The organism is Parasutterella secunda (assembly GCF_016901835.1).
In the GTDB taxonomy this organism is placed as follows: domain Bacteria; phylum Pseudomonadota; class Gammaproteobacteria; order Burkholderiales; family Burkholderiaceae_F; genus Aphodousia; species Aphodousia faecavium.
Window position 1 is genome coordinate 238,690 of sequence record NZ_JACJKX010000001.1, and the last position, 22,088, is coordinate 260,777.

The 22,088-nt window shown below is 44.2% G+C and carries 22 protein-coding genes, 1 tRNA gene and 1 pseudogene; 18 read left to right on the forward strand and 6 right to left on the reverse strand.

The genetic code is table 11. From position 1 onward, the window contains the following. Positions 1–34: 34 nt before the first annotated feature. The 6 genes from H5985_RS01155 to rfaE1 all read right to left on the reverse strand — a co-directional run bounded on the left by H5985_RS01155 (position 35) and on the right by rfaE1 (position 6,118). Complete coding sequence (locus H5985_RS01155; protein WP_205049478.1) at positions 35–1,369, reverse strand: anaerobic C4-dicarboxylate transporter family protein; 1,335 nt, start codon at positions 1,367–1,369, stop codon at positions 35–37. A 28-nt stretch (positions 1,370–1,397) separates the two neighbouring features. Next, positions 1,398–2,795 (reverse strand): argininosuccinate lyase, encoded by a 1,398-nt coding sequence (gene argH / locus H5985_RS01160; RefSeq protein ID WP_205049479.1) that lies wholly within the window; start codon positions 2,793–2,795, stop codon positions 1,398–1,400. Between the two features lie 266 nt (positions 2,796–3,061). After that, complete coding sequence (rfaE2, locus tag H5985_RS01165; protein ID WP_205049480.1) at positions 3,062–3,574, reverse strand: D-glycero-beta-D-manno-heptose 1-phosphate adenylyltransferase; 513 nt, start codon at positions 3,572–3,574, stop codon at positions 3,062–3,064. Continuing rightward, the gene (gene gmhB / locus H5985_RS01170; protein WP_239481494.1) at positions 3,571–4,134 is read right to left on the reverse strand and encodes a D-glycero-beta-D-manno-heptose 1,7-bisphosphate 7-phosphatase; all 564 of its coding nucleotides are present in this window, start codon (positions 4,132–4,134) and stop codon (positions 3,571–3,573) included. The genes rfaE2 and gmhB overlap by 4 nt, the downstream gene beginning before the upstream one ends. After that, a complete protein-coding gene (gene rfaD / locus H5985_RS01175) occupies positions 4,131–5,165 on the reverse strand; it encodes an ADP-glyceromanno-heptose 6-epimerase (protein WP_205049481.1) in 1,035 nt (344 codons plus the stop codon). The genes gmhB and rfaD overlap by 4 nt, the downstream gene beginning before the upstream one ends. Next, positions 5,162–6,118, reverse strand: a complete 957-nt coding sequence (gene rfaE1, locus H5985_RS01180) for a D-glycero-beta-D-manno-heptose-7-phosphate kinase (RefSeq protein WP_338124940.1) — start codon at positions 6,116–6,118, stop codon at positions 5,162–5,164. The genes rfaD and rfaE1 overlap by 4 nt, the downstream gene beginning before the upstream one ends. A gap of 193 nt (positions 6,119–6,311) precedes the next feature. Here rfaE1 and H5985_RS01185 point away from each other — a divergent pair, with 193 nt between their 5' ends. The 18 genes and pseudogenes from H5985_RS01185 (at position 6,312) to H5985_RS01270 (ending at position 22,048) form a co-directional block, all read left to right on the forward strand. Further along, entirely contained in the window at positions 6,312–7,724 is a 1,413-nt protein-coding gene (locus tag H5985_RS01185) for a glucose-6-phosphate isomerase (protein ID WP_205049482.1), read from the forward strand. 8 nt (positions 7,725–7,732) lie between these two features. Continuing rightward, positions 7,733–8,698 carry a lipopolysaccharide heptosyltransferase I gene (gene waaC, locus H5985_RS01190; RefSeq protein WP_205049483.1) on the forward strand — a complete coding sequence of 322 codons (966 nt, stop codon included), beginning with the start codon at positions 7,733–7,735 and terminating at the stop codon, positions 8,696–8,698. Between the two features lie 3 nt (positions 8,699–8,701). Then, entirely contained in the window at positions 8,702–9,982 is a 1,281-nt protein-coding gene (locus tag H5985_RS01195; RefSeq protein ID WP_205049484.1) for a 3-deoxy-D-manno-octulosonic acid transferase, read from the forward strand. Next, positions 9,973–10,794, forward strand: coding sequence for a bifunctional hydroxymethylpyrimidine kinase/phosphomethylpyrimidine kinase (gene thiD / locus H5985_RS01200; protein ID WP_205049485.1), 822 nt, complete (start codon positions 9,973–9,975; stop codon positions 10,792–10,794). The genes H5985_RS01195 and thiD overlap by 10 nt, the downstream gene beginning before the upstream one ends. A gap of 86 nt (positions 10,795–10,880) precedes the next feature. Next, positions 10,881–10,957, forward strand: a tRNA-Met gene (locus H5985_RS01205). A gap of 256 nt (positions 10,958–11,213) precedes the next feature. Continuing rightward, the gene (locus H5985_RS01210; RefSeq protein ID WP_205049486.1) at positions 11,214–12,602 is read left to right on the forward strand and encodes a tyrosine-type recombinase/integrase; all 1,389 of its coding nucleotides are present in this window, start codon (positions 11,214–11,216) and stop codon (positions 12,600–12,602) included. 388 nt (positions 12,603–12,990) lie between these two features. Further along, complete coding sequence (locus H5985_RS01215; protein ID WP_205049487.1) at positions 12,991–13,365, forward strand: hypothetical protein; 375 nt, start codon at positions 12,991–12,993, stop codon at positions 13,363–13,365. After that, positions 13,355–13,816 carry a hypothetical protein gene (locus H5985_RS01220; protein ID WP_205049488.1) on the forward strand — a complete coding sequence of 154 codons (462 nt, stop codon included), beginning with the start codon at positions 13,355–13,357 and terminating at the stop codon, positions 13,814–13,816. The genes H5985_RS01215 and H5985_RS01220 overlap by 11 nt, the downstream gene beginning before the upstream one ends. A gap of 10 nt (positions 13,817–13,826) precedes the next feature. Beyond that, entirely contained in the window at positions 13,827–14,285 is a 459-nt protein-coding gene (locus tag H5985_RS01225; protein ID WP_205049489.1) for a hypothetical protein, read from the forward strand. A gap of 85 nt (positions 14,286–14,370) precedes the next feature. Then, on the forward strand, positions 14,371–15,411 hold the full coding sequence (locus H5985_RS01230; protein ID WP_205049490.1) for a virulence RhuM family protein: 1,041 nt from the start codon (positions 14,371–14,373) through the stop codon (positions 15,409–15,411). A gap of 4 nt (positions 15,412–15,415) precedes the next feature. Continuing rightward, positions 15,416–16,305, forward strand: a pseudogene (locus H5985_RS01235) (zeta toxin family protein). A gap of 2 nt (positions 16,306–16,307) precedes the next feature. Then, positions 16,308–16,865: a hypothetical protein gene (locus H5985_RS01240; RefSeq protein ID WP_205049492.1), complete on the forward strand. Its 558-nt coding sequence runs from the start codon at positions 16,308–16,310 to the stop codon at positions 16,863–16,865. After that, positions 16,852–17,061, forward strand: coding sequence for a hypothetical protein (locus tag H5985_RS01245; protein WP_205049493.1), 210 nt, complete (start codon positions 16,852–16,854; stop codon positions 17,059–17,061). The genes H5985_RS01240 and H5985_RS01245 overlap by 14 nt, the downstream gene beginning before the upstream one ends. Next, on the forward strand, positions 17,061–17,822 hold the full coding sequence (locus tag H5985_RS01250; RefSeq protein WP_205049494.1) for a metallophosphoesterase: 762 nt from the start codon (positions 17,061–17,063) through the stop codon (positions 17,820–17,822). The genes H5985_RS01245 and H5985_RS01250 overlap by 1 nt, the downstream gene beginning before the upstream one ends. Before the next feature lie 201 nt (positions 17,823–18,023). Next, positions 18,024–18,815, forward strand: a complete 792-nt coding sequence (locus H5985_RS01255) for a hypothetical protein (RefSeq protein WP_205049495.1) — start codon at positions 18,024–18,026, stop codon at positions 18,813–18,815. A gap of 39 nt (positions 18,816–18,854) precedes the next feature. After that, the gene (locus H5985_RS01260; protein ID WP_205049496.1) at positions 18,855–19,727 is read left to right on the forward strand and encodes a plasmid recombination protein; all 873 of its coding nucleotides are present in this window, start codon (positions 18,855–18,857) and stop codon (positions 19,725–19,727) included. A gap of 471 nt (positions 19,728–20,198) precedes the next feature. Beyond that, complete coding sequence (locus H5985_RS01265; protein WP_205049497.1) at positions 20,199–20,486, forward strand: helix-turn-helix transcriptional regulator; 288 nt, start codon at positions 20,199–20,201, stop codon at positions 20,484–20,486. Next, the gene (locus H5985_RS01270; RefSeq protein ID WP_205049498.1) at positions 20,483–22,048 is read left to right on the forward strand and encodes a hypothetical protein; all 1,566 of its coding nucleotides are present in this window, start codon (positions 20,483–20,485) and stop codon (positions 22,046–22,048) included. The genes H5985_RS01265 and H5985_RS01270 overlap by 4 nt, the downstream gene beginning before the upstream one ends. The last annotated feature ends 40 nt before the right edge of the window (positions 22,049–22,088 follow it).

The following is a 22,088-nucleotide window of genomic DNA, read 5'->3' on the forward strand; positions in this document are numbered from 1 at the left end:
GAAACGGTGTTTCGCTCCCAAGGTGCTTCACATTTTAGAAGAAAATGAAGCTTAAGAAATAGCCTGCGGCAACGCCCGAAATAACGTGAACGAAGCCCGGGATGATGTAGCTGTGGTTAACCACATATTTACCCAATCGGGTTGTACCCGTACGGTCAAAAGCCGTGCAACCGATCTGTGCGCCGCCCGGGATGATGAAGTCACCGCAGGTGGCCGGGAAGAGGGCGACCAAAAGGCCCGCAGGAATACCGATGGAGACACCCAGCGGCATCAAAGCAGCAGTTGTTGCCGAAGGGCTGAGGATCACAGCCGAGAAGCAAAAGAGCACCACGCCGAAAAGCATCGGGGCTGATTGAGCCATATCGGTGAAAAGGCCGACAAAGAGGGGCTTGTAGGCTTCAAAGAACGTTCCCGTTAACCAGGAGACGCCGAAGACGCCCACCACACCGATTAAGCCTGAGACGAAGACGGAGCCGGAGGCAAACTTGCTGCTCGGGACTTTACAGAAGACGATGATGAAAAGACCGAACGCCAACATGATCATCTGAATCAGAGACGGAATCGGAAGGGTTGAGACTTTGCCAGCCATTTCCCAGCTCGGAAGCAGTTCTTTGAATGTGCCGAACAAGATCACGGTCACAACACCCAAAAGGAAGATGCCGACCGAAAGCTTCTGAGCTTTGGTGGGGACAAAGGGCTTGTCTTCTTTGGTCACGATGAGTTCTTGGTATTGTCCCGATTGGACACGACGGATAAATTCAGGATCCTTTTCCAATTCCGTACCTTTCCAGAAAACGGACAGGCACGTGCAGAACGTGGCCACGATAAAGGCAGGCACCGAGACCGCCAGAATTTGAATGAGCGAGACGTCCAAAATCGCGAGACTTGCGACCAAAGCGGCCATGGCGGCACTCATGGGACTGGCAACTACAGCAATGCCTGCAGAAATCACTGATGCCGCAATCGGTCTTTCCGGACGGACTTTAGCCGATGCCGCCACTTCTGCCACCACGGGGTAGACAGCAAAAGCCACATAAGCCGTGCCGCACAAAACCACAAATAGTGAGCATACAAAGGGTCCGACGATCGTGATGGCGCTCGGCCACTTGCGAAGCATTTTTTCGGCCACACGTACCAAGAGGTCAAGGCCGCCTGCACCTTGCAAAATACTCGTGCAGGCAATCACGGCTACGATAATCAAAAGCGTCGAGACGGGAGGGGAGGCGGGCTGAAGGCCAAAACCCAACACCAGAATGCTCACACCCAAGCCGCCCGCAGCACCGAGGCCGACACCGCCGAAGCGTCCGCCGACACCGATACAGACGAGCATGACCGCCAACTGCAGCCAGAAATTTAAGTCGGTTTCCATTTTTACTAATTCCTAAAAGAGAGTCGAATCATTGAAGCGTCTTTTCTTCGTTTTCGAGGACACCGTGAGCGACCTCGAGTTGTTTGCGAACGGCTTCAGGAGCTGTACCGCCGTATGATTTCCGGGCTTTAACGCAGCTTTCGAGAGCAATTTCGTGACGAATGTCTTCTTCGATCTTGTCGCTGAAGCTCTTATATTCTTCGATTGTCAGATCGTCGAGTCGTTTGCCGTGCTTGATGCAGTAATTCACCATCGAGCCCACGACGTGGTGAGCTTCGCGGAAAGGCACGCCCTTGCGAGCGAGGTAGTCGGCGAGGTCGGTTGCGTTGGAGTAGCCGAGATCGGCGTTGTGGCGCATTTTTTCGCCGTTAATCGTCATCTTGGCAATCATCGGTGTCATGATGCGAAGGCTTGCCAAAAGCGTATCGATGGAGTCAAAGACCTGTTCCTTGTCTTCGGAGAGGTCGGTGTTGTATGCAAGGGGCAATCCCTTCATGATAGTGAGCATAGCCATGAGGTTGCCGTAGACGCGACCCGTTTTACCGCGAATCTTTTCAGCGATATCAGGGTTTTTCTTCTGAGGCATGATCGAAGAGCCGGTGCAGAAGTCGTCAGACAATTCGATGAACTTGAAGTCCTGCGTGGAGAAGGTAACGAGTTCTTCAGAGAGGCGACTTAAGTGCATGTAGCACATGGCGGCACAGGCGTTGAATTCCACCATATGGTCTCGGTCGCTTACCGAGTCAATGGAATTTTCCGTAGGAGCATCAAAACCCAAAGCCTTGGCGGTGAAGTCTCGATCGATCGGGAAGTCGGTACCGGCTAATGCAGCAGCGCCCAGGGGGCAGCGGCCCATGCGATGGTAGAGGTTGTCAAAGCGCGTGAAGTCGCGTTCCATCATCCAGAAGTAGGCCATCATCCAATGAGAAAAGAGGATGGGTTGACCGGTTTGCATATGGGTGTAGCCCGGCATGATGACATCGAGATGTTTCTCAGCAATGTCAACAAATTCTTTTTGCAGATCACGGATTGCGCCTTGCACTTCGCGAATGGTGGCACGCAGCATCATTTTGGTGGTGACGGTCGTTTGATCGTTGCGGGAACGGGCAGTGTGAAGACGACCGCCAGCGGGTCCCACGATTTCAGTCATGCGCTTTTCGATTGCCATGTGGATGTCTTCGTCGGCCGTGCGGAATTCGAATTTTCCGTCACGGATTTCCTGGGCGACCTGATCGAGTCCCCGGCAGATGGCCTCGGCATCTTCTTTACTGATAATGCCTTGGCGACCCAACATGGTGGCGTGGGCTTGAGAGCCCTTGATATCGAACGGACAGTTGCGTTGTTCAATCATGATGGTGGCATTGAAATCTTCGACCAATTCATTTGCCGACAAATCAAAGCGACCGCTACGAGACTTGCTATCCATTATTAACTCCTTGAAAATCAATTAAAATATTTATCTTTAAGAGAAATAAAAAAACTTAAACCTAATAAAATCAGGTGATTTAACTGTACTCTTATTTGTCGACAAAATATATAAATAAGTAAACAAATAAAAAGATAAAATAAAATATCTTTGTAATTCAATAGGATATCAATATTAGTATTTACCCTTATTTTTGTCATAGGGTAAAGAAAAAGCCTCAGAATCCGTGAAAATCCTGAGGCTTTTAAGGGAAGCGGTAGAGCGTATCAGCTCTTTTGCTTCAGATTCAGACTGCTGATTTTTTGTAAAAGTGCTGTGGTCGAGCGCTGATGCTCAAATTGCACCGTGACGGTTTTGGCACCCCATGTCGCCACAAGCTTTGCTTCGGGCAAATCTTCAATTTTGTAGTCGCCGCCTTTGACATAAATATCCGGTTGCGCTGCTTCGACTGCCTTTAGAGGGACTTTGTCTTCAAAAATGACGACTAAGTCCACGCTTTGCAAGGCGGCTAACACTGCCGCACGGTCTGCCTCGGTATTGATCGGTCGCTCTTCGCCTTTACCCAGCATTTTCACGGAACTGTCCGAATTGATCGCGACCACAAGGCTTGCCCCCAGGGCCTTGGCTTGTGCAAGGTAGGTGACATGCCCTCTGTGCAGAATGTCAAACACGCCGTTTGTCATCACAATCGGATGCGGCAGGCGTGACGCACGCTCCGAAAGATGTTGCATATCGGTGATCTTGTTTTCAAAATCGGGTGCAGGAAGTCGTGTACTCATTTAAATTTACCAACCATGATTTCTGCAGCTTCTAAAAGATTGCGTGCCGTGTGAGTGCATTCGGCTATGGGCTCAGGGCAGCAAAGGCCGTCTTTACCCACAAAAATACGTGTGCCGACGCCTGCAGCCAACGCCGCTTGCATGTCCCCCGGTTTATCGCCCACCATGAGGCTTGACTTCATGTCGATCCTCCATTTCTTTTGGGCGCTTAAAAGCATGCCGGGTTTCGGTTTGCGGCAGTCACACTCCATTCGGTAGGCGGGAAGCGCTTTTTCAGGATGATGCGGACAGAAAAATATGTCATCTACACGAACCCCGTTTTCTTCAAAGCGCTCTTTCATCCATTGGCAAAGCTTTTGAAAGTCGTCTTCCGTGTAGTAGCCCCGGCCGATACCGCTTTGATTGGTGGCGATGATCAAAAGAAAGCCAGCTTGCTGCAGCAGGCGACACGCCTCGAACACCCCGTCGATGAAAGTGAATTCTTCCGGGGTGTGCACGTAGGCGTGATCAATGTTGATCACGCCATCGCGATCTAAAAAGGCTGCCTTTTTCAAACTCATTTGGCTTCGGCAATGGTGGGGTCAGCGCTGACGTCGCGGTAACGATTCAAGAGGTCTGCCACGTAATCGGCCGTGCCTTCTTCAACGCTTCTGAAGTGAACGTCACAGCCCGCAGCCCGTAACTTGGTCAAATCGGCTTGTGTGTATGCCTGATATTTGCCTTTTAATGATTCCGGGAAGGGGATGTAACGGATAAAGCCGGCTTTCACAGCTTCTTCGAGCGTGAGTTTTTCTTTGCCTTCGTGAACACGCAAAGCATTGACCACACCCAAGGAGACGTCATTGAAAGGCTGCGCACGACCGGTTCCGCAGTTATAAATGCCGGTAACCGGTTTATCAAAGAAGTGCAGATTGACGGCTACGACGTCATCGACATAGACAAAATCGCGCTCTTGTTCGCCGTTACCGTAGCCCAGACAGCCTTCAAACAGACGCACGTGGCCTTCTTTGCGGAATTGGAAGAATTGGTGGAAAGCCACGCTTGCCATTCTACCTTTGTGCTGTTCGTGCGGACCGTAAACGTTGAAATAACGAAGACCGATCACCGGAGCTTTGACTTCGCCCTTGGCAAGTTTGGCACGCAGCACTTGGTCAAAAAGGAATTTGGAATAACCGTAGACGTTAAGGGGCCCCTCGAAACGACGATCTTCGACAAACGTCGTGCTTGCGCCATAGGTGGCAGCAGACGATGCGTAAATCATCGGAACGCCTAACTCCTGAGCCCAATTAAAGAGTTCCAGAGTGTAGCGGTAGTTGTTTTCCATCATGTAGCGGCCGTCGGTTTCCATGGTGTCGGAACAGGCTCCCTGGTGGAAAATGGCTTCAGGTTTGGCAATTTTGCGGGCGCGAACCAATTCGATGAAGTCGCGCTTGTCAAAGTAGTCCGTAATTTGGCACTCGGCCAAGTTTTTGAATTTATCGGCGTGGGTGAGGTTGTCGACTGCAATCACATCGGTATAGCCACGCTTATTTAAGGCTAAAACATTATTGGCGCCGATAAAACCGGCTGCGCCCGTTACGATAATACTCACAATGATTCTCCTGCAAAAAGGTCTTCGTAACCTTCGGGAAAAAGTTCGTCAAAACTCACGGTTGCGGTACCGAGTTTACCCACAACGATGCCGCCGGCACGATTGGCAATGCGCATAGCTTCTTCAAGAGACTGACCCATAGCCATCATCGTGGCCATCACGGCAATGACCGTATCGCCTGCGCCTGAAACGTCATAGACTTCAAGCGCTTGGGCGGGAATGGTTTTTTCGCCTGCATCCGTATAAAGCGTCATGCCTTCTTCGCTGCGAGTCAGAAGAAGCGCCGTCAGATCGAGTTTTTTACGAAGCGCATGGGCTTTTTCGGTAAGCTCTTCTTCAGTTTCCCAGGCGCCGACCACTTGAGCCAATTCCGCTCGGTTCGGTGTGATAACCGTTGCACCGCGGTAGCGATCGTAATTACTGCCCTTGGGATCAATTAAAACGGGAATGTTTTTCTTTCGGGCACAATCAATCATGCGGGCGATGTGATCCAAGCCGCCCTTACCGTAGTCCGAGAGGACGACGACTTCACAATCGTCGATTAACTTTTCATATTCACTGAGGTGATCGGCAAGAATCGCAGTGGTAGGACGATTTTCAAAATCAGCCCGAAGCATTTGTTGCTGACGGGCAACAATGCGTAATTTGACGGTCGTTTTGAGAGCGGGGTCAGCGTGCAGGTGCGGCTCAATGCCCTTTTCTTTTAAAAGGCGCTCGACGATAAGGCCTGCTTCGTCCCGTCCGACAACGGACAAAAGCTTGGCTCGGGCACCCAATGCGCTGATATTGAGGGCGACGTTAGCGGCTCCCCCCAAACGTTCTTCTTCCCGCGTGATACGCACAACCGGTACCGGTGCTTCAGGGGAAATGCGGTTAGCGTCGCCAAACCAATAACGGTCGAGCATGGCGTCGCCTGCAACAAGAATCTTCTTTTGGCTGAAACAATTAGCCACGTTGTTATCCTTCAGTAAGCTATTTTTCGACAATTGTAAGCATCGTGTTGCGTTTTTGCCTGAAAAACCTGTTTCTATTGGTTAGAACAAGTACCGACTCTGGCGCCTTGAAACGCGTCAACGTACAATTTGCTCAACAATTGTTAGAAGCGTCTGACTTTCAGGCGATCTTTTTCCATACAGGTGCATACCCATGACCGGTTCCATTGCTTTTTTGTCAGAAACACGATCCGACTGTGATTTAAATGCTTGCGGACTCACGCTCAATATCGGACGCCAGCGCTTAACTGAAGAAGAATTCAACGCACTGTTGCTCAAAGCACAAAAAGAAGGGGTACTCGAGCGTCAAGTCAAAATGCTCAAGGGTGAAGTCGTCAACACGTCAGAAAACAGACAAGCCTTACATACCTCCCTTCGTTCAGAGGATCCGGCAAGTCCTCACTATGAAGAGGTCAATGAGACGCGCGAGCGTATGTATGCGTTAGCCGAGGCGGTTCGCAACGGTCAATGGTTAGGGGCAACGGGTAAAAAAATTACCGATGTGATCAATGTGGGAATCGGTGGATCGGAGATGGGACCTCATGCGGTCTATCACGCTTTAAGAGACATTAATCCTTCTATTCGGTTGCATTTTTTGTCTGCGGTTGATGGGGTGCTCGCCGATCGTATTCTCGGTGTGCTCAACCCTGAAACCACTCTTACCGTCATTTCCAGTAAGAGTTTTTCTACTCGTGAGACGATGCTCAATGCGGAGCTTGTCAATGAGTGGTATGAAAAAGCCGGCATCCGTACACAAAAAGAACGGGCCTGCCACGTGTTTCTCGTAAGCGCCAAGGAAAGTGCCTGTCAGGAAATGAATTTGCCGGAAGAAAACCGTTTCCCGATCTGGTCTTGGGTAGGCGGTCGTTTCTCTGTTTGGGGCGCAATCGGTCTGCCCTTGGTGATTGCTTTGGGCCCTGACGTTTTTAAGGCGTTCTTGCGCGGTGCTCACGAAATGGACCGCCATATGATCGGCGCCAAGCCTGAAGAGAATTTGCCCTTGACGCTTGCGCTTTTGTCTTATTGGAACTCTACGAAACTTTCCATGGTGAGTCATTGCCTGCTTCCCTATGATGAACGTTTGCGTTTGGTGGTGGCCTGGTTGCAACAATTGGAAATGGAAAGTTTGGGTAAAAGTGTTCGTCCTGATGGCTCGATCATTACCACGCGTACCGGTCAGGCTGTTTGGGGTGGCTTCGGCAATGAAGCTCAGCACTCTTTTTACCAGTGGTTGCGTGACGGCAGCAGCCGCACAAGCATCGACTTGGTTTGGTGCGACGAGCCCGGACACACCCACGCCCATCACCACCTGGTCTTAAATGCCAATGCTCAGGCTCAGGCCGAGGCGTTGGTGACGCGACAAAGTCCGTCGGAAGAATTTTTCAATGCTGTCACGACTATTCGGATCAAAAAACTGACTCCGGAAACATTGGGCGCATTCATGGCCTTGTATGAACATAAGACCACGATGTTGGCGACTCTCTATGGTCTCAATGCCTTTGATCAGCCGGCTGTGGAGTACGGTAAACGCCTGTGCCGTGAACTGGAAACCAAGTTAAGTCGTTAAAAGGAATCATGATGCGCCGCGCCTTAATCGTTAAAACAACCTCGATGGGGGATGTGATACACGCATTACCCGCTGTCGCTGATTTGGCGCGGGCCCAACCGGAGTTGAAAATCGATTGGGTGGTTGAAAAAAGTTTTGCTGATATTCCTAAACTGAGTCGCTATGTCGATACTGTCCACGAAGTACAGGTGCGACGTTGGCGCAAAAATGTTTTCAGTCCTCAGACCTGGAAAGAAGCGGGCGAGGTCAGAGCCGCCTTGCAGTCTGCCCATTATGAACGTGTGGTGGATTTGCAAGGACTTTTAAAGAGTGCAGTAATCGGTCGTTGGGCCAAATCGTTTCTTTTGGGCTATGACAAAGACAGCATTAAGGAGTCTTGGGCGAGCCGCTTTTATGACAGAACTTTCTCGGTATCAAAGTCTTTGAGTGCTGTGACCCGTTGCCGAATGCTTTTGGCAGCAGCTTTTGATTATGACTATCGGCAATTTCCTTTGGATTTCGGATTAAAAACTGTCGAGAAAGAAGAATCGTCCGAACCTTATGTGGTGTTTTTGGTCAATACCAGTCGTGAAACAAAACTGTGGGCTGAGTCGAAATGGGTGGAACTTGCCAAGGATTGCAACGGACGGGGTTTTAAGGTGCATCTATTATGGGGAGCACAGCCGGAATACGAACGGGTAAAGCGTATCGCGCAGCTTGCAGGTGACTTTTGTACCGTATTACCCCGTATGCCGATTCGAGACTGTGCCTCTGTTCTTCAGCGGGCGACCTTTGTTGTGGGGGTGGATACAGGCCTCACCCATTTAGCTGCTGCAACAGATCGACCGACCGTGGGACTTTTTTTGGACTATCCGGTTGAATTGGTGGGCTTGACCGGACAGTGCGTTCAAAGTTTGGGCGGAGTGGGTGCCGACCCATCTGTTGAAGAAGTAAAATCGGCCTTAAAGCGTCTCGGCTTGAAGGACTTTTCTTAAGTTATGAACATTTCCCCGCAAAGTTATCGATTTTTAGTGCCGGCGTTGTTGCCGGCAGCGGCTCTTTACCTTCTTTGGCGAGCCAGAAAACAACCCTCATATCTTAAAAACTGGGGGGAGCGGTTTGCCTGGTCTGACTTTCCGGCTCCGAGACAAGGCCATCCCGTTATTTGGGTTCATGCAGTCAGCGTCGGAGAAACCAATGCAACGCGACCGCTCATCCGTGCGATTTTGGATCAATGGCCTGATTGCGATATTTTGCTCACTCATATGACTCCGACCGGACGCGAAGCCGGTCAGAAAATCGTGCAGATGGCACCGGACCGTATCCGCCAGTGTTTTTTGCCTTATGACGCTGTTTTTGCTGTCAGAAAGTTCCTGAAACAAACCCGGCCCTCAATGGGACTTTTGATGGAAACAGAAGTCTGGCCAACCGTTTTGGAAGAAGCTCATTCATTGGGCATTCCGATGGTATTGGTCAACGGCAGACTGTCTGAAAAGTCCTATAACCAAGCCATGCGTGTGCCCGATTTGATGAAAAAAGCCATGGGTCGTTTTAACGCGGTTTGTGCTCAAGCTGAAAGTGATGCTGAACGCTTTCGTGCCATGGGAACCGTTGAGCCGGTGATAACGGGGTCGCTTAAGTTCGATATCAAAGCACCGAAAGAAGCTCTTAGCCTTGCACATCGTTGGAAGTCTCGAATGAAGAACCCCGTTGTGATGTTTGCCAGTACCCGAGACGGCGAGGAGGCTTTGATTATCGAAGCGTTGAAAACGAGAGCTAAGTCTGATGTGACCTATTTATTGGTTCCCCGTCATCCCCAGCGTTTTGCTGAAGTCGAAGAAATGCTTAAAAACTCCGGCCTGAAGTACCAAAAACGATCGGAACTTGCGGATGTCACGGACATCCGAGAGGATACCCAAGTTATTCTGGGTGACTCAATGGGAGAGATGTTCTTTTATTGTGCTTTGTCGGATATCACGTTGATGGGGGGCAGTTTTAAACCGTTCGGTTGCCAAAATGTGATTGAGCCGACAAGTGTCGGCGTGCCGGTTATCGTGGGTCCCAGTACGTTTAATTTCTCGATGGTTGTACAGCGAGGAATAGCCGGAGGGGCTATTTATCAGGTCGACGACGTGGCACAAGGCATTGAGTTGGCCCAGGCGTGGTTGGGTAATGCAGATAAACTCCGCGAGCTCAAAGAAAAAGCCAAGGCATTTTCTGATGCCTATGTCGGGGCAACAGAACGAACAATGAAGGTGTTGGAGGCGTTATGCAAGTAAAGACCATCCCCAATGTACTGACAATTGCCGGCGTGGACCCCTCAGGCGGCGCCGGAGTTTTGGCCGATATTAAAACGATCAGCGCATTGGGCGGGTACGGTTGCGGAGTCATTGCGGCGCTAACCGCACAAAATACCCGTGCTGTGACGGGAGTGTGTCCGGTGCCGGCCGCTTTTGTAAAAGAGCAATTGGACACTCTTTTTGAAGACGTTCGAATTGATGCGGTAAAAATCGGCATGCTCTCCGATGAAGCGGTGATAAATGCGGTCGCTGACGCATTGAATCGATATCGTCCTCGCTTTGTGGTTTTGGATCCTGTGATGGTCGCTAAAAGCGGCGACAGGTTATTGCCTGAAAATTGTGTTCAAGCCCTGATTCATCAACTTTTGCCTTTGGCAACAGTTTTGACACCGAACTTGCCCGAGGCAGCAGTTTTGGCCCAAGAGGCAGAAATTCAGTCGGAAGAGGAGATGCCGGCTCTTACCCAAAAGCTTTTACCCAAGATGAAAACAGGTGCCTGGCTTTTACTCAAGGGTGGACATTTGACAGGTCAAGAAGTGCCCGATTTATTAACCGATGGGACGGATCATTTTGTCTATCGTGCCGAGAGAATCGAAACCAAAAATACTCACGGCACCGGTTGCACGCTGTCTTCAGCTATTGCAACGCTGCTTCCTCAGTGTGAAACGGTACCCGAGGCGGTGGAAAAGGCAAAAAAATATCTCTGGGAAGCTATCCGTTATTCTGATAAGTTAACGGTGGGACACGGTCACGGACCGGTTTATCACTTTTACAAAACTATAACCGATTGATTTTGTTGATAAGTTTTAAAAATCTAAAAAATTTTTATTCAAAGGGTTGCATTTGCAAGGGCATGTCTGTATGATTCCACTTCTCTGGCGGGTTAGCTCAGTCGGTTAGAGCAGAGGAATCATAATCCTTGTGTCCGGGGTTCGAGTCCCTGACTCGCCACCAGTTTCATGAATCGGGTGTTCAAAAGACATCCGATTTTTTTATTTGTTGTTTCGATACAACGCCCTATTTTCAAGGCATTGAGCGAAATACATGTCAACGGATGTCAATAGATATCAACAGATATCGTCGTTTGTAAACCTCAAAAATTTACACAACGATTTACACAATTTTGAAAATTTGCTCCTAAAAATAATTTTTGTGTAAAACCCCTCTGGAAGGCCCGCCAAATGGGCAACTTTACAAAAAAAGGTGTTTTATGCAATGCATTGAGAAAGATACTCAGGTCAAGAGTTTTTTAAAAACAGGAAAATCCAAAGAAAAGATCAAGGTAGCCGGAGTACCAGGACTTTATCTGGTTAAGAACACGGAAACCGAAGGGGTGTGGGAATTTACACGAATGAGAGATAAGCAACGCTTTCATTTTATGCGTCGCTATCCGAAATGCTCATTGTCTCAAGCCAGAAGTATTTTCAATGACTACAACCTCAAAATTGATCGAGGTGATCCATACGAAACGATTAGCCCTCGCCATCTTCAAGCGGAAAAGAAAAAAAAGATCGTTGAAGGCGTAAAGATTGATTCCTTGATAGTGCACTATTTTGAAGAAAGGGAGGAAAGGTTACAAAAGTCAAAAACTAATAAAAATCCTGACAGAGAACTCATGGCTTTACAGGCTCGATACAAAAAATATCTCCGGGATGAAATTGGAGAACTCTTCCCTTCTCAATTGACAACTGAAGTGGCAATTAGGGTGCTTTCTCAGATCAGAAATAGTGATTCAACTCGTTCAAAAGTTCAGGCGTTATTTTCTGATATTAAGCGTTGGGCAATCAGAACAAATCGGCTCAGTATCGAAGCAGCGCCGATCAATTGGGAAATGGTGCACGAAGTTTTACCCAGAAGTATTTGTGCTCCTCAAAAACATCCTGCTTGTAAAGTAGAAGATATACCGGAACTGGTAAAACTCATTTATGAATTCAATCCTCATGAAGTGTTTAAATCAGGTGCATATGCCTTGCTTTTTGTGATTCTCACCGGTGTACGGGTTGGTTGTCTGCTGGAGCCAGACTCCCAAGTTTGCGGGGAGGGTGAAGACTGGTTCGCTCACTGGAAAGAAGTCGACCTAAAACAAGCTATTTGGCATATTCCTGCTCAGTATTTGAAAGAAAGCCAAAATGGAGCTATGGATATTCCGTTGTCTAAACAAGCCGTCTTTATTCTTAAAAAACAAAAAGAACTTATTTATTCGTTAATGGGGAATCAAGCCATAGAAGGTGATAGCTTTCTATTTCCATCGACGCAGTTCGGAAGAGTAAATCGAATAAACAGACCAATGAAGGCCAGTAGCTTAAAGGGGATACTCAGGCGTGTTGATGAAAAACAAAAGGCTCTGGGACTGGAAGGCTTTAGAGATCGTTTCACAGGGAAAATGATTACGACACACGGCTTTCGTTCAACACTGACAGATTGGGCAGAAAAAGAAGGTTTTAATTCGGATTTGGTGGAAATTCAACTTCATCACCGGATCAAAGGAGTCAGAGGGCATTATTTGAGAGATCCTCAAATAGAAAGAAGGCGTGAAATGTTGGAGCGTTGGGGTGACTACTGTTTTTCTTTATTGTCATTGAATAAAGATATCTCATAAAAATCCAATAAAAATAAGGGTATTAGAGATGACAACTTTTGTCATTTACTGTCATTGGTTGTCACATGTATTTTGGATTTTTTTATAAAAATACAAAAGCTAAGGGAGAGGATCATGGGTGATTAGGATCATCGAGAAAATAAGCAGGATGTGTAATGTACCATTACATTCCTGGATTTATTCGCATTGTATGCTCAACATCATTTTTGACGATTTGTAACTTACTGATTTTTAAGGAATCTAAATTCTTGTGAAATTGCAAAAATCAATTTTTTTACTTGAAAAAGTGCAGTATATCTACACAATTTTTGAAAAGGATCAAAAATACAAAACAATTAAAAATCTTAAATTGAAGTAGAGAGTGTTAACTTTTATTTGAGTGTTCTAAATGGAAGAGGTAATGAAGATGTCGGAGAAAGTAGCAAATTTCCGCCTAGAGGTAGTTGGAGAGATCAAGCCTTTCAAACCTAAGCACTTGAGCCAAACTAAATTTTTCTCGGTTGCAGTAATTCAGCCTCAATATGAAAAGCGAGGGGAGTTTTTTGTGAAAGCGCCGGATAAAAAATATGAGTTAGTTTTTACCGATATGTTTTTGTCTTCAGCCTTTATGATTCAAAAAGGTGTTTGGTTGGAAGTGACGGGAGTGATAAATGAAGGGTCTGATGGTGTTGTGAGGATAAGTGCCGAGAAAATTTCTCTTCCACTTGATCAAGAACGACTGAATAGGTTATTCATCAGAAATGAGGTGAAAAATGGATACTAAGTTAAAGAAGTTTTGGGACTTAGGTATTGAAGAATCGTTACGCTTGGAAAAAGAGTTTCCTATTGATGATGACAATCCTCGGGATCACTTGTGCGCCGTGACTATTTTCAATTACCCAAGGATTTGTGCCATACATAACCTGGGTTATTTTAAAGATGGTAGCGTCAGACTATATGTGCGCTTATTTACTGTTAGGTTGAAACGAGGGGCTAAGCGGTTAAATTCTTACAAATTTTTTTCAACGCTTGAAAAAGCAGAAGAATTCGTTGATAGCCTTTCGTTATCGGATCCATCTTTAGCTGTTATTTCGTATGAGTATGAGGAACTCGAGGAGGAACTTGTACCGCAGGAGTTAATAGATTCCATTCCGGAAAATATTGAAATTGTTCGAACAACAGTTTTATATCGACATCGAGAGAGTACCTATCTTCAGCGTCGAGAAGCTTTGTGAGGATTTTCTTATGAAGTACGAAGAATTTTATGAAAGGCTTAAAACAGTTGCGCAAGCGAATTTGAAAAAAATACAAGATGAGATGCTTGACGATAGTGTTTGTCGTGAGTACACCGCGGCAGTTACTTTGTTCTCGAACCCTAACATTTGTATATCTTACAATTTGTTTACCGATCGAACCTCCTATTTCATGGTTAAAGTAGCTGTTTTCACAGTCTCTATTCACAACAATGGAACGCATGTAGCTTTAGGACGCTTTGCCAGTTTTGGAAATGCGGAACATTTTGTGAATGAATTGGCCTTGCCTGATCCTTCGCTTATAACGATTACAAAGTCCTTTATTGAGATTGATAAATACACTCAAATACCGAAGGAAGTTTACGATCAACTTACGGATATCCCTGACGTTTTGAGTACTCAAATAATTTCGCATAGCCGAGATAATTATTTGGATCATTATTTCATTTAATTTGTTCACAAAGATTTGACAAACACTGTTGGAGAAAAGGCCGTTAAGTGATAAGAAAGCGTGCCAAGACTATTAGGAAATAGCGATGAAGAAAGTTCCTGTCATTAAAGAAAACAATCAAGGCAATGTTGTCATTTACCGCGATGAGAATGACAAGATTCAAGTTCATGCCCTTTTCCAGTATGAGACTCTTTGGCTGACTCAAAAGTTTATTGCGGATCTTTTTGCAACAACCAAACAAAATGTTTCAACTCATTTGAAACGAATTTTTGACGATGGAGAGCTGCTCGAAGAATCAGTTGTAAAGGATTTCTTTACAACTGCTACCGATGGCAAGTCGTATAAAACGAAGCACTACAACCTTGACGCTATTATCGCTGTCGGCTACAGAGTTAACAGCAAACGTGCAACCGCCTTTCGGCAATGGGCTACTAGCGTTTTGAGAGAGTACATAATCAAAGGATTTGTCTTAGATGATGAACGTCTAAAAAATCCAGATTATTACCTTGGGAAAGATTATTTTGACGAAATGTTGGAGAGGATTCGGGACATCCGTGCTAGCGAACGCCGGTTTTACCAAAAAATTACCGATATTTACGCACAGTGTTCTGTTGATTACGATAAAAATTCAGATTTAACACGGCAATTCTTCGCTACGGTTCAGAATAAGTTGCACTGGGCGACTTCCAGACAAACTGCCGCTGAAATTATTTATTCTCGAGCGGATCATGAGAAACCCAATATGGGACTGACAACGTGGAAACATGCTCCTAAGGGACGAATCTATCAGTCTGATGTTATGGTTGCAAAGAATTATTTAAACGAAGCGGAGATGAGCAAACTGAACCGTATTGTCGGAATGTATTTAGATTATGCAGAGAATCAAGCCGAGAAACATATTGCGATGACAATGCAGGATTGGATTAAGCGATTAGATGCCTTTCTCCAATTCAATGAGGAAGAAATATTAAATGACTCAGAAGGAAGAGTTAGCCGAGCGGTCGCTGAAGCATTTGCTATTGAGGAGTATCAAATATTCAGACAAGAACAACTTAGAAATTATCAGTCGGACTTTGATCTTTACGCTTTGGAAAGTGAGGTAAATGAAAAAGATGACCGTTTGTAGCCTGATGCAAAAAGATGTTTTGATCGAAGAGGTATCGGCAGTGGCATCTCAAATAGTCAAAATACATCCGGATTCTTTTACCTCTTTGCCGGAATTCTTGAGTTGTACTCAACTGAGAGATCAGTTGTACCGAAGCCGGCCAGAGCAAATTTGTTTGGAAGAGATACACTCTGACTTTGAAAAGCTTAAAAACATTACGAAGATAAAGCCTGAAAACAATGTCTCCGATGTTTTGGATGCTCTTTGGCTTTTCCTTTCATCTAATACTGAACCAGTTGCAAAACCTACAGGTATTGTTCTTGGTGGACAACCTGGAGCTGGGAAAAGTGTCTTGACTCAATTCGTATTGCAAAGCGATTCTAATTTCATCGTCATCAATGCTGATGAATTTCGGTCTTGGCACCATTCTTATGAATCAATTCAAGACTGCTATCAAAAAGACAGCGCAAAACAAACGGGACGGTTTGCAGGTCATTTGGCAGAAAAGATTCTTCTAAGGGCAATTAAGGGACGATACAACTTAATCATTGAGGGAACCTTCCGGACCTATGAGATACCGATTAAAACTATGAACAAACTTAAAGAAGCAGGGTATAGAACGGAGGTTTATATCAAACATGTCCGAAAGCGGTCAGTTGGGAGCGTTGTTTGGCCCGCTATAAAATTGCTCAAGATGCAGGAGAGGGACAGGAACGCTTCACTTCGAAAGAACATCACGACTTGGTTGTTGCGGTTCTGCCAACTAACGCAGATGTAGTAATGAATAGTGGGCTGTCTGACCGAATGATTGTCGTAGATGATAATGGCCAGATAATCTTTGATAGTGACGAAGATTCTATAAAGCCATCAACCTCGATTTATTCTGTGCTTGAAAGAAAAAAATCGTCAATTTAAAAATGCGTTATATCTCTGGTATCCATGCGTTGAACTTGCCTTGCAGTCTTCCAACTGGTGGAGACTGGCATCGTTACGCCATTCAATGGGAAAGACCAACTATTCGTGAGTCTTCAGAGAGTATTTTTAGCGAATATGGGATTGAAAATTGTACAGTTGTCCCAGGACATCCTGGAACACATAAAGTCGCCAACCACATTCGCGCCTTGTTGGATATGATCTCTGAAGGTCAATTCGGGTATGCCCAGGGAATGAGAAAAGACTTTATTTGCAATGACTCTTTGGATGAAGAGATTTTTGCGAAAGTGATTCTTCTGAAGGATAGTGCCTTGTGGCCGGAGATCAATCGTTTCATGGGTCGTGAATACACCATGCGTTGGCTTCGTTTTTTGGATTCTAAAGAGATTGAATATCCAAATCCTCGAACGAGCCCTGAGAGTGTTTTTTCAGAAGCTCTTTCTCTAGATCGTTTGATCATAAAAAAAAGCATCCGCATTTCAGTGTCATGGGGATCTAACGGCTTTTCAGGATTTGTTAGTGCTAAGTTTGAAAGATTTTGACCTACTTAATGATCAAATTAAAAATATTTTGTCAGATGTCTTGCTTGTAAATGATGGTTCTTACATCGAGTTTTTGGCAAAAATATGGAAAGTACCTGAAAGAGAAACGAAGAAGTTACTTGGCAATTACGCTTGTTTGCAAAAGAGGTTAGGTCTGCGTATTGAGGATGGTAGTAACAAGGAGATAAAGACGTAATGATCATTCAATATGCCTCAGATCTTCACTTAGAGTTTCAACTTAATAGACGATTCGTATTTAACAACGGAATTAAACCCGAAGGTGATTGCCTGATATTGGCTGGAGATATTGCGAACCTCTTTAAATTGGATCATTACTCAAATTTTTGGGACTGGTGTTCGGAGAATTACGATCTCACTGTCATGGTGCCGGGGAATCATGACTATTATGGGTGCTGGGGTTCTAGAGAGGAGTTAACGAAGGCGTTTAAAAGAGAAATTCGGCCCAATGTTTTTTGCTGCAATAACACGGTCGTGCGTCTAAGTAATGTTGACATAATTTGTTCAACACTTTGGTCCGAAATTAAACCTGAGTATGCATTTGCTGTTGCTAAGGGGTTGTTGGATTTTAGAGCCATATCCATAGGCAACTCATCTATGACAGTTGATGATTATCAACGGATACATCAAGAATGTCTTCGTTTTATTCAAAAAGCAGTGACATCGTCCTCAGCTGAACAAATAGTCGTGGTGACTCATCATTTACCTAGTTATGCGGTTTTAGGGGAAGTTTTTAAAGACTCTGCATTAAATTCTGGATTTGTGACTGAACTAGGGAATTGGATCGCTGATAGTCCTATTAATTTTTGGATTTACGGTCACTCCCATGTATCTATTGAACAGATTATTGGAAACACTCGTTTGTTGTCTAATCAGCTCGGCTACGTTGGCTACGGTGAGGGAGAGGATTTTGATGCCGAAAAATGTATCAATGTATAAAGAAATATGAAGGGTTGAAAAAGTTCTGTGCGTTTACGCTACAGATAATTGTGGCGTTACTTTTTTTTACACTTTCTATTTGTTGATCAACAATGACGTATGTTGATCAATATTGATCTAAATACTCGCATTTAGGATAAATTCATAAAAATCAAATTGTTGGGACTCTTATAAGATGATCTTGTTTTATAGGAGTTCATTATGAAATACATAAGTGGTTATCAAGCGCTTCATCTCAAATCATCGTTAAAAACCTCTGGTCTCATTTCAGATTTTCATTATTTTGGTCATTCAGACCGAATTTCGGTTCGATGGGATGAATTAAATTTACAGGAAAGTGAAAATTCTATTTTTGGAGACTATGGAATAGAGAAGAACCACCATGTGCCGAAGCATGAAGGAGAGTACTTTGTTGCCAATCATTGCAGAGTGCTATTGGATTTTTTAGCTGACTCTAATTCACTCAACAATATCCTAGGTGCCCGTTATTACATAATTGATAACGATGAATATAACGAAGAACTTTTCTCAAAAGTTGTAGAACTAAAGGCATTTCCTCATTGGGAGATGGTCAATAAGTTTATGGGCTTAGAGTACGGATTAGATTGGTTAAATTTTTTGATGCTCAAGGGAATACAGTGGCCAAATTCAGTTTGGGGAAGAGGTTCAGACGGTGAAGGTTTACCCTCTGATTCGTTTAGGGAATATCTCAGGGTGTTGGCTTGTGATTTTGTGCTTTCTATGAATCTATGTGACCTTGAGTTGTATTTATCAAAGATTATTGAAAAAGAGGCTGAATTAACACCGGGAACGTACAAAGACATAAGATATTTTCTGTCGGAATCGGTTTTAGATCATATTGATTATTACTTGTTAACGCAGCCTTTAAACAATAAACGTAAATTGATAAAAGCTCTTACTGGTGTATGCCGACTGGTGGGTTTGATCTACAAAACGCAAGTCACCGATGAAAAGTGGAGAATTTACCTCTAATTCAGTCTCAAATTTATTATTAAGTCTTATGAACTAAGCATGGGATTTGGAATTATTCGTTGTAAAAAAGTTAAAAGACCCAACCTAAACGGTTTGAGAATATTTTGGGATTCTAGTGTTCAGAAAGGGTGTGTACTTCGAGAGTGTGCGAATGTACGTGAAGAAATAATCAAAAGAGTCAGAGAATTTCAGGGGCAGCAGCTAAGGAAAATCAGGGCTGATGCCCCTTATGCTTTACATTATTTAGTTACCTTATCTCAAGAGAGTGCTGAAAAATTAGGAGAGGAACAAATCAAAGCGTATCTAAGCGAATCCTTATCTTTTTTGGATACTCTTCATGGTCAAAACAATATCATCGCAGCCTTCATTTCTGACACAGGTCACGTTATGCACGTACTGGCAGTCCCTGAAAAAGAAGGTAAGCTAAATGCCAAAGCTTTTACGGAATTAAACGCGTTGAGAGTTTTGCAAGAAAGTTTCTTTCGAAATGTCAGTTCGAAATATGGATTGGAACGAGGAGTTAAAGGGCAGAAGCATAAGACTCAGGAAGAAGAAAATTTTGAGCGTTTGAAAGTTAAATCAGAAAAGCTTGAAAAAAGAATAAAGGTTCTTGCAGGCGAAAGTCTTGAACCTCCGGTTATAGAATACCCAGAACCAGGCTTATTAGAAGGAAAAAAGGCATATGCAGAGCGGTGTCTGAAACGTTTATGGGACTATTCTCTTCAAATCATACAAGTTAGCCGTGCTAAAGCTCTTGCATATGATGATATGCAGAAAGAAAAATTCAAGTTAGAACAGGAAATCAGAGAAATAAAAACAAAGCTAATTGAAGAACAGACTAACAATTCATTACTGCGATTGGAGATTAGAGAGCTCGAAAAGCTTTTCAGGAATGCTGACTCAGTATTTTAACTTCTGCCATAGACGTAGGAATTCTTGTTGGTTGATTAAATTAAATCATTATTGTTTGACTTATATCAACAAAGATCGTCTTGGTTGATTTAAGAGCCATTTTGGTGTTTTGGAGCGGTTGAAGCATTCTATTTCACAAAGGTAACTAGTAGATACTTCACTCTTTTTGCAAAAAAACGTGAGTAAATTTTTAGAAAATGTTTTCTAACTAATTGATTTTAAATAATAAAGAATCTGATCGAATTTGCTGTTAGAGAAATAGTAAAAATCGTTTAAAAAGTTTATGACGCTACAAAAGACTATTGTGTTAGAAAAGATCTTGGCGTCAAAAATGCAGTAACAGTACGAAGTGTTAAAAGCGTTAATATCTGTTTCCTCTAGCTTAAATTGGGCATTTTTTAGGCTCTTTATCTGAGACGATTCTACGTATATGATGAAAAGAAAAATCTGACCAACTCTAAAGGAGAAAAAATGACTCAATTGTCGGAATACGCTAAAAGAAGAGCCAGAGCAAAAAATGTTTGGCTACCTGAAGGGTGGACCACAGAGCCACATCTTTTGTCAACGCTTCAGATCATGCACCTGACGAATTTTTCGTATCAATATCTCAGACAGCTAATCAATGCAGGCAAATTTCCTAAACCCAAAAAACTTTCTGCGAGACGTAACGCTTGGAATTCTGTCGAGGTTGCAAATTGGATCGAGGAGGCTCACTCAGATTCGAGCAAACTAATCGAAGAAATGGAGGGGCGCTTATGACAGAGACAAAAGAAACGGTGCAGAACCCTGCGAAAGTTCACTGCACCGATGGGACTCAAACGAAAGCTCCCGAGAGCAGTATATCAGTTGAAGAACGATCTGAAAAAGAAAATTTTGAAAATGAATTAGTTTCGGCTTTGACAGGAAAGCTCCCAGATAAAGGGCTAGTGCGCTTTCTTAAGAAAAATGCTTGGACTGAAAAATTTCAAAAAAGTGAACAAGTCCTTCTTTCTGCCATAAAACAATTTTCGAGAAGATTAAAGCCTAAGACACTCATGAATGAGCCTGAGGATATTGCTCCTAGCTCCGAGGATATTTTCATTTCAGACTTAATAATTTATTTTAAAGGTTACATAAGTGAACACTGCGAATTACCGGAGGAAGATCTTCTGGTTATCAGTTACTGGTGTTTAGCAACATGGTTCTATGAAGACATTGAAAGAGCGCCATATATCCTTTTGCTTTCAAAGATGCCCGGTTCCGGCAAATCCGCTATTTTAAAAACCTGTGCTAATTTATCTTTTAACCCCTATATGGGGGCCGGATCAAGCCCGGCTTCTTTATGGAGATTAACTGATCAGGCTCCAAGAACTATCTTCATAGATGAAGTTGATATGACTAAAGTGGATAGTTCAAAAGAATTGGGACAGTTTTTAAATTCTGGAATTGATCCAGATGGTGTCATTTCTCGTTGTGACCAAAATAGTCCTAACGAAGTTTTGTCTCACCGAACCTTTGCGCTCAAAATGCTATCAGGACTAGATAGCCCAAGCCTCAATCTGGCTAGTGCAACATTAACTCGTTGCATTATCATCTGGACCAGCGAAAGTCGCCAAAGAAAGAAACATGCCCCATCCATTAACAGGGATGAGTATGCTCGTAAACTAAGAAGTTATGGGGCTAAAGTGGCAAGGGAGTATTCTCAACAATATAAAAGTCAGACTGTTGATGTTAACGTTTTAAGTTGGCGAACTTTGGATACTTGGGAGGCAATTTTTATTTTGTCATCCCTTGTAGATCAAGAAAATCAACGTATGGGTAAAACTTCAAATGATTTTGACACTTTGCTAAATTTAGCTCAAAAAAAATCAAGAGAAGCGCCGGATTCGGCCGTTGAATTCAAGATATTGCTTATGACTAAAAATGTTCTGACCCGAGCACTGACCTCATTTCCCGAAACCTATCAGGATAATCGCTACAAAATTTACTCAGGCTATGAATTTGAGGAAAGAGTAAAGATTCCAGATCAACGTAGATCAAGGGCAGATGAACGGAAATATGGAATAAAAGGGCTTTATATCTACGGTTCACCGTCGAATCCAATCGTTAGAGGACCGGAACTAATGGCTGCGCTCATTGATTTAAAGGATAACTCTCCCGTGACTGCGTATAAAGAGAAAGGTATGCCATATGTGGTTTTTGTAAGAATTATTGAAAATTTAGGCTTCAGCGAGGCAGATCAAAGAATTTCTAATGTTCGAGGATACTCACTTTTTAAGATAAACGAAAAAATCCAAGAAAGGTTAAAAGAATCCCTGCCAATGCCAGGGTTAATGTCATAAATTTAATGTCTAATGACACAGACTGTCATCAACGAATTAG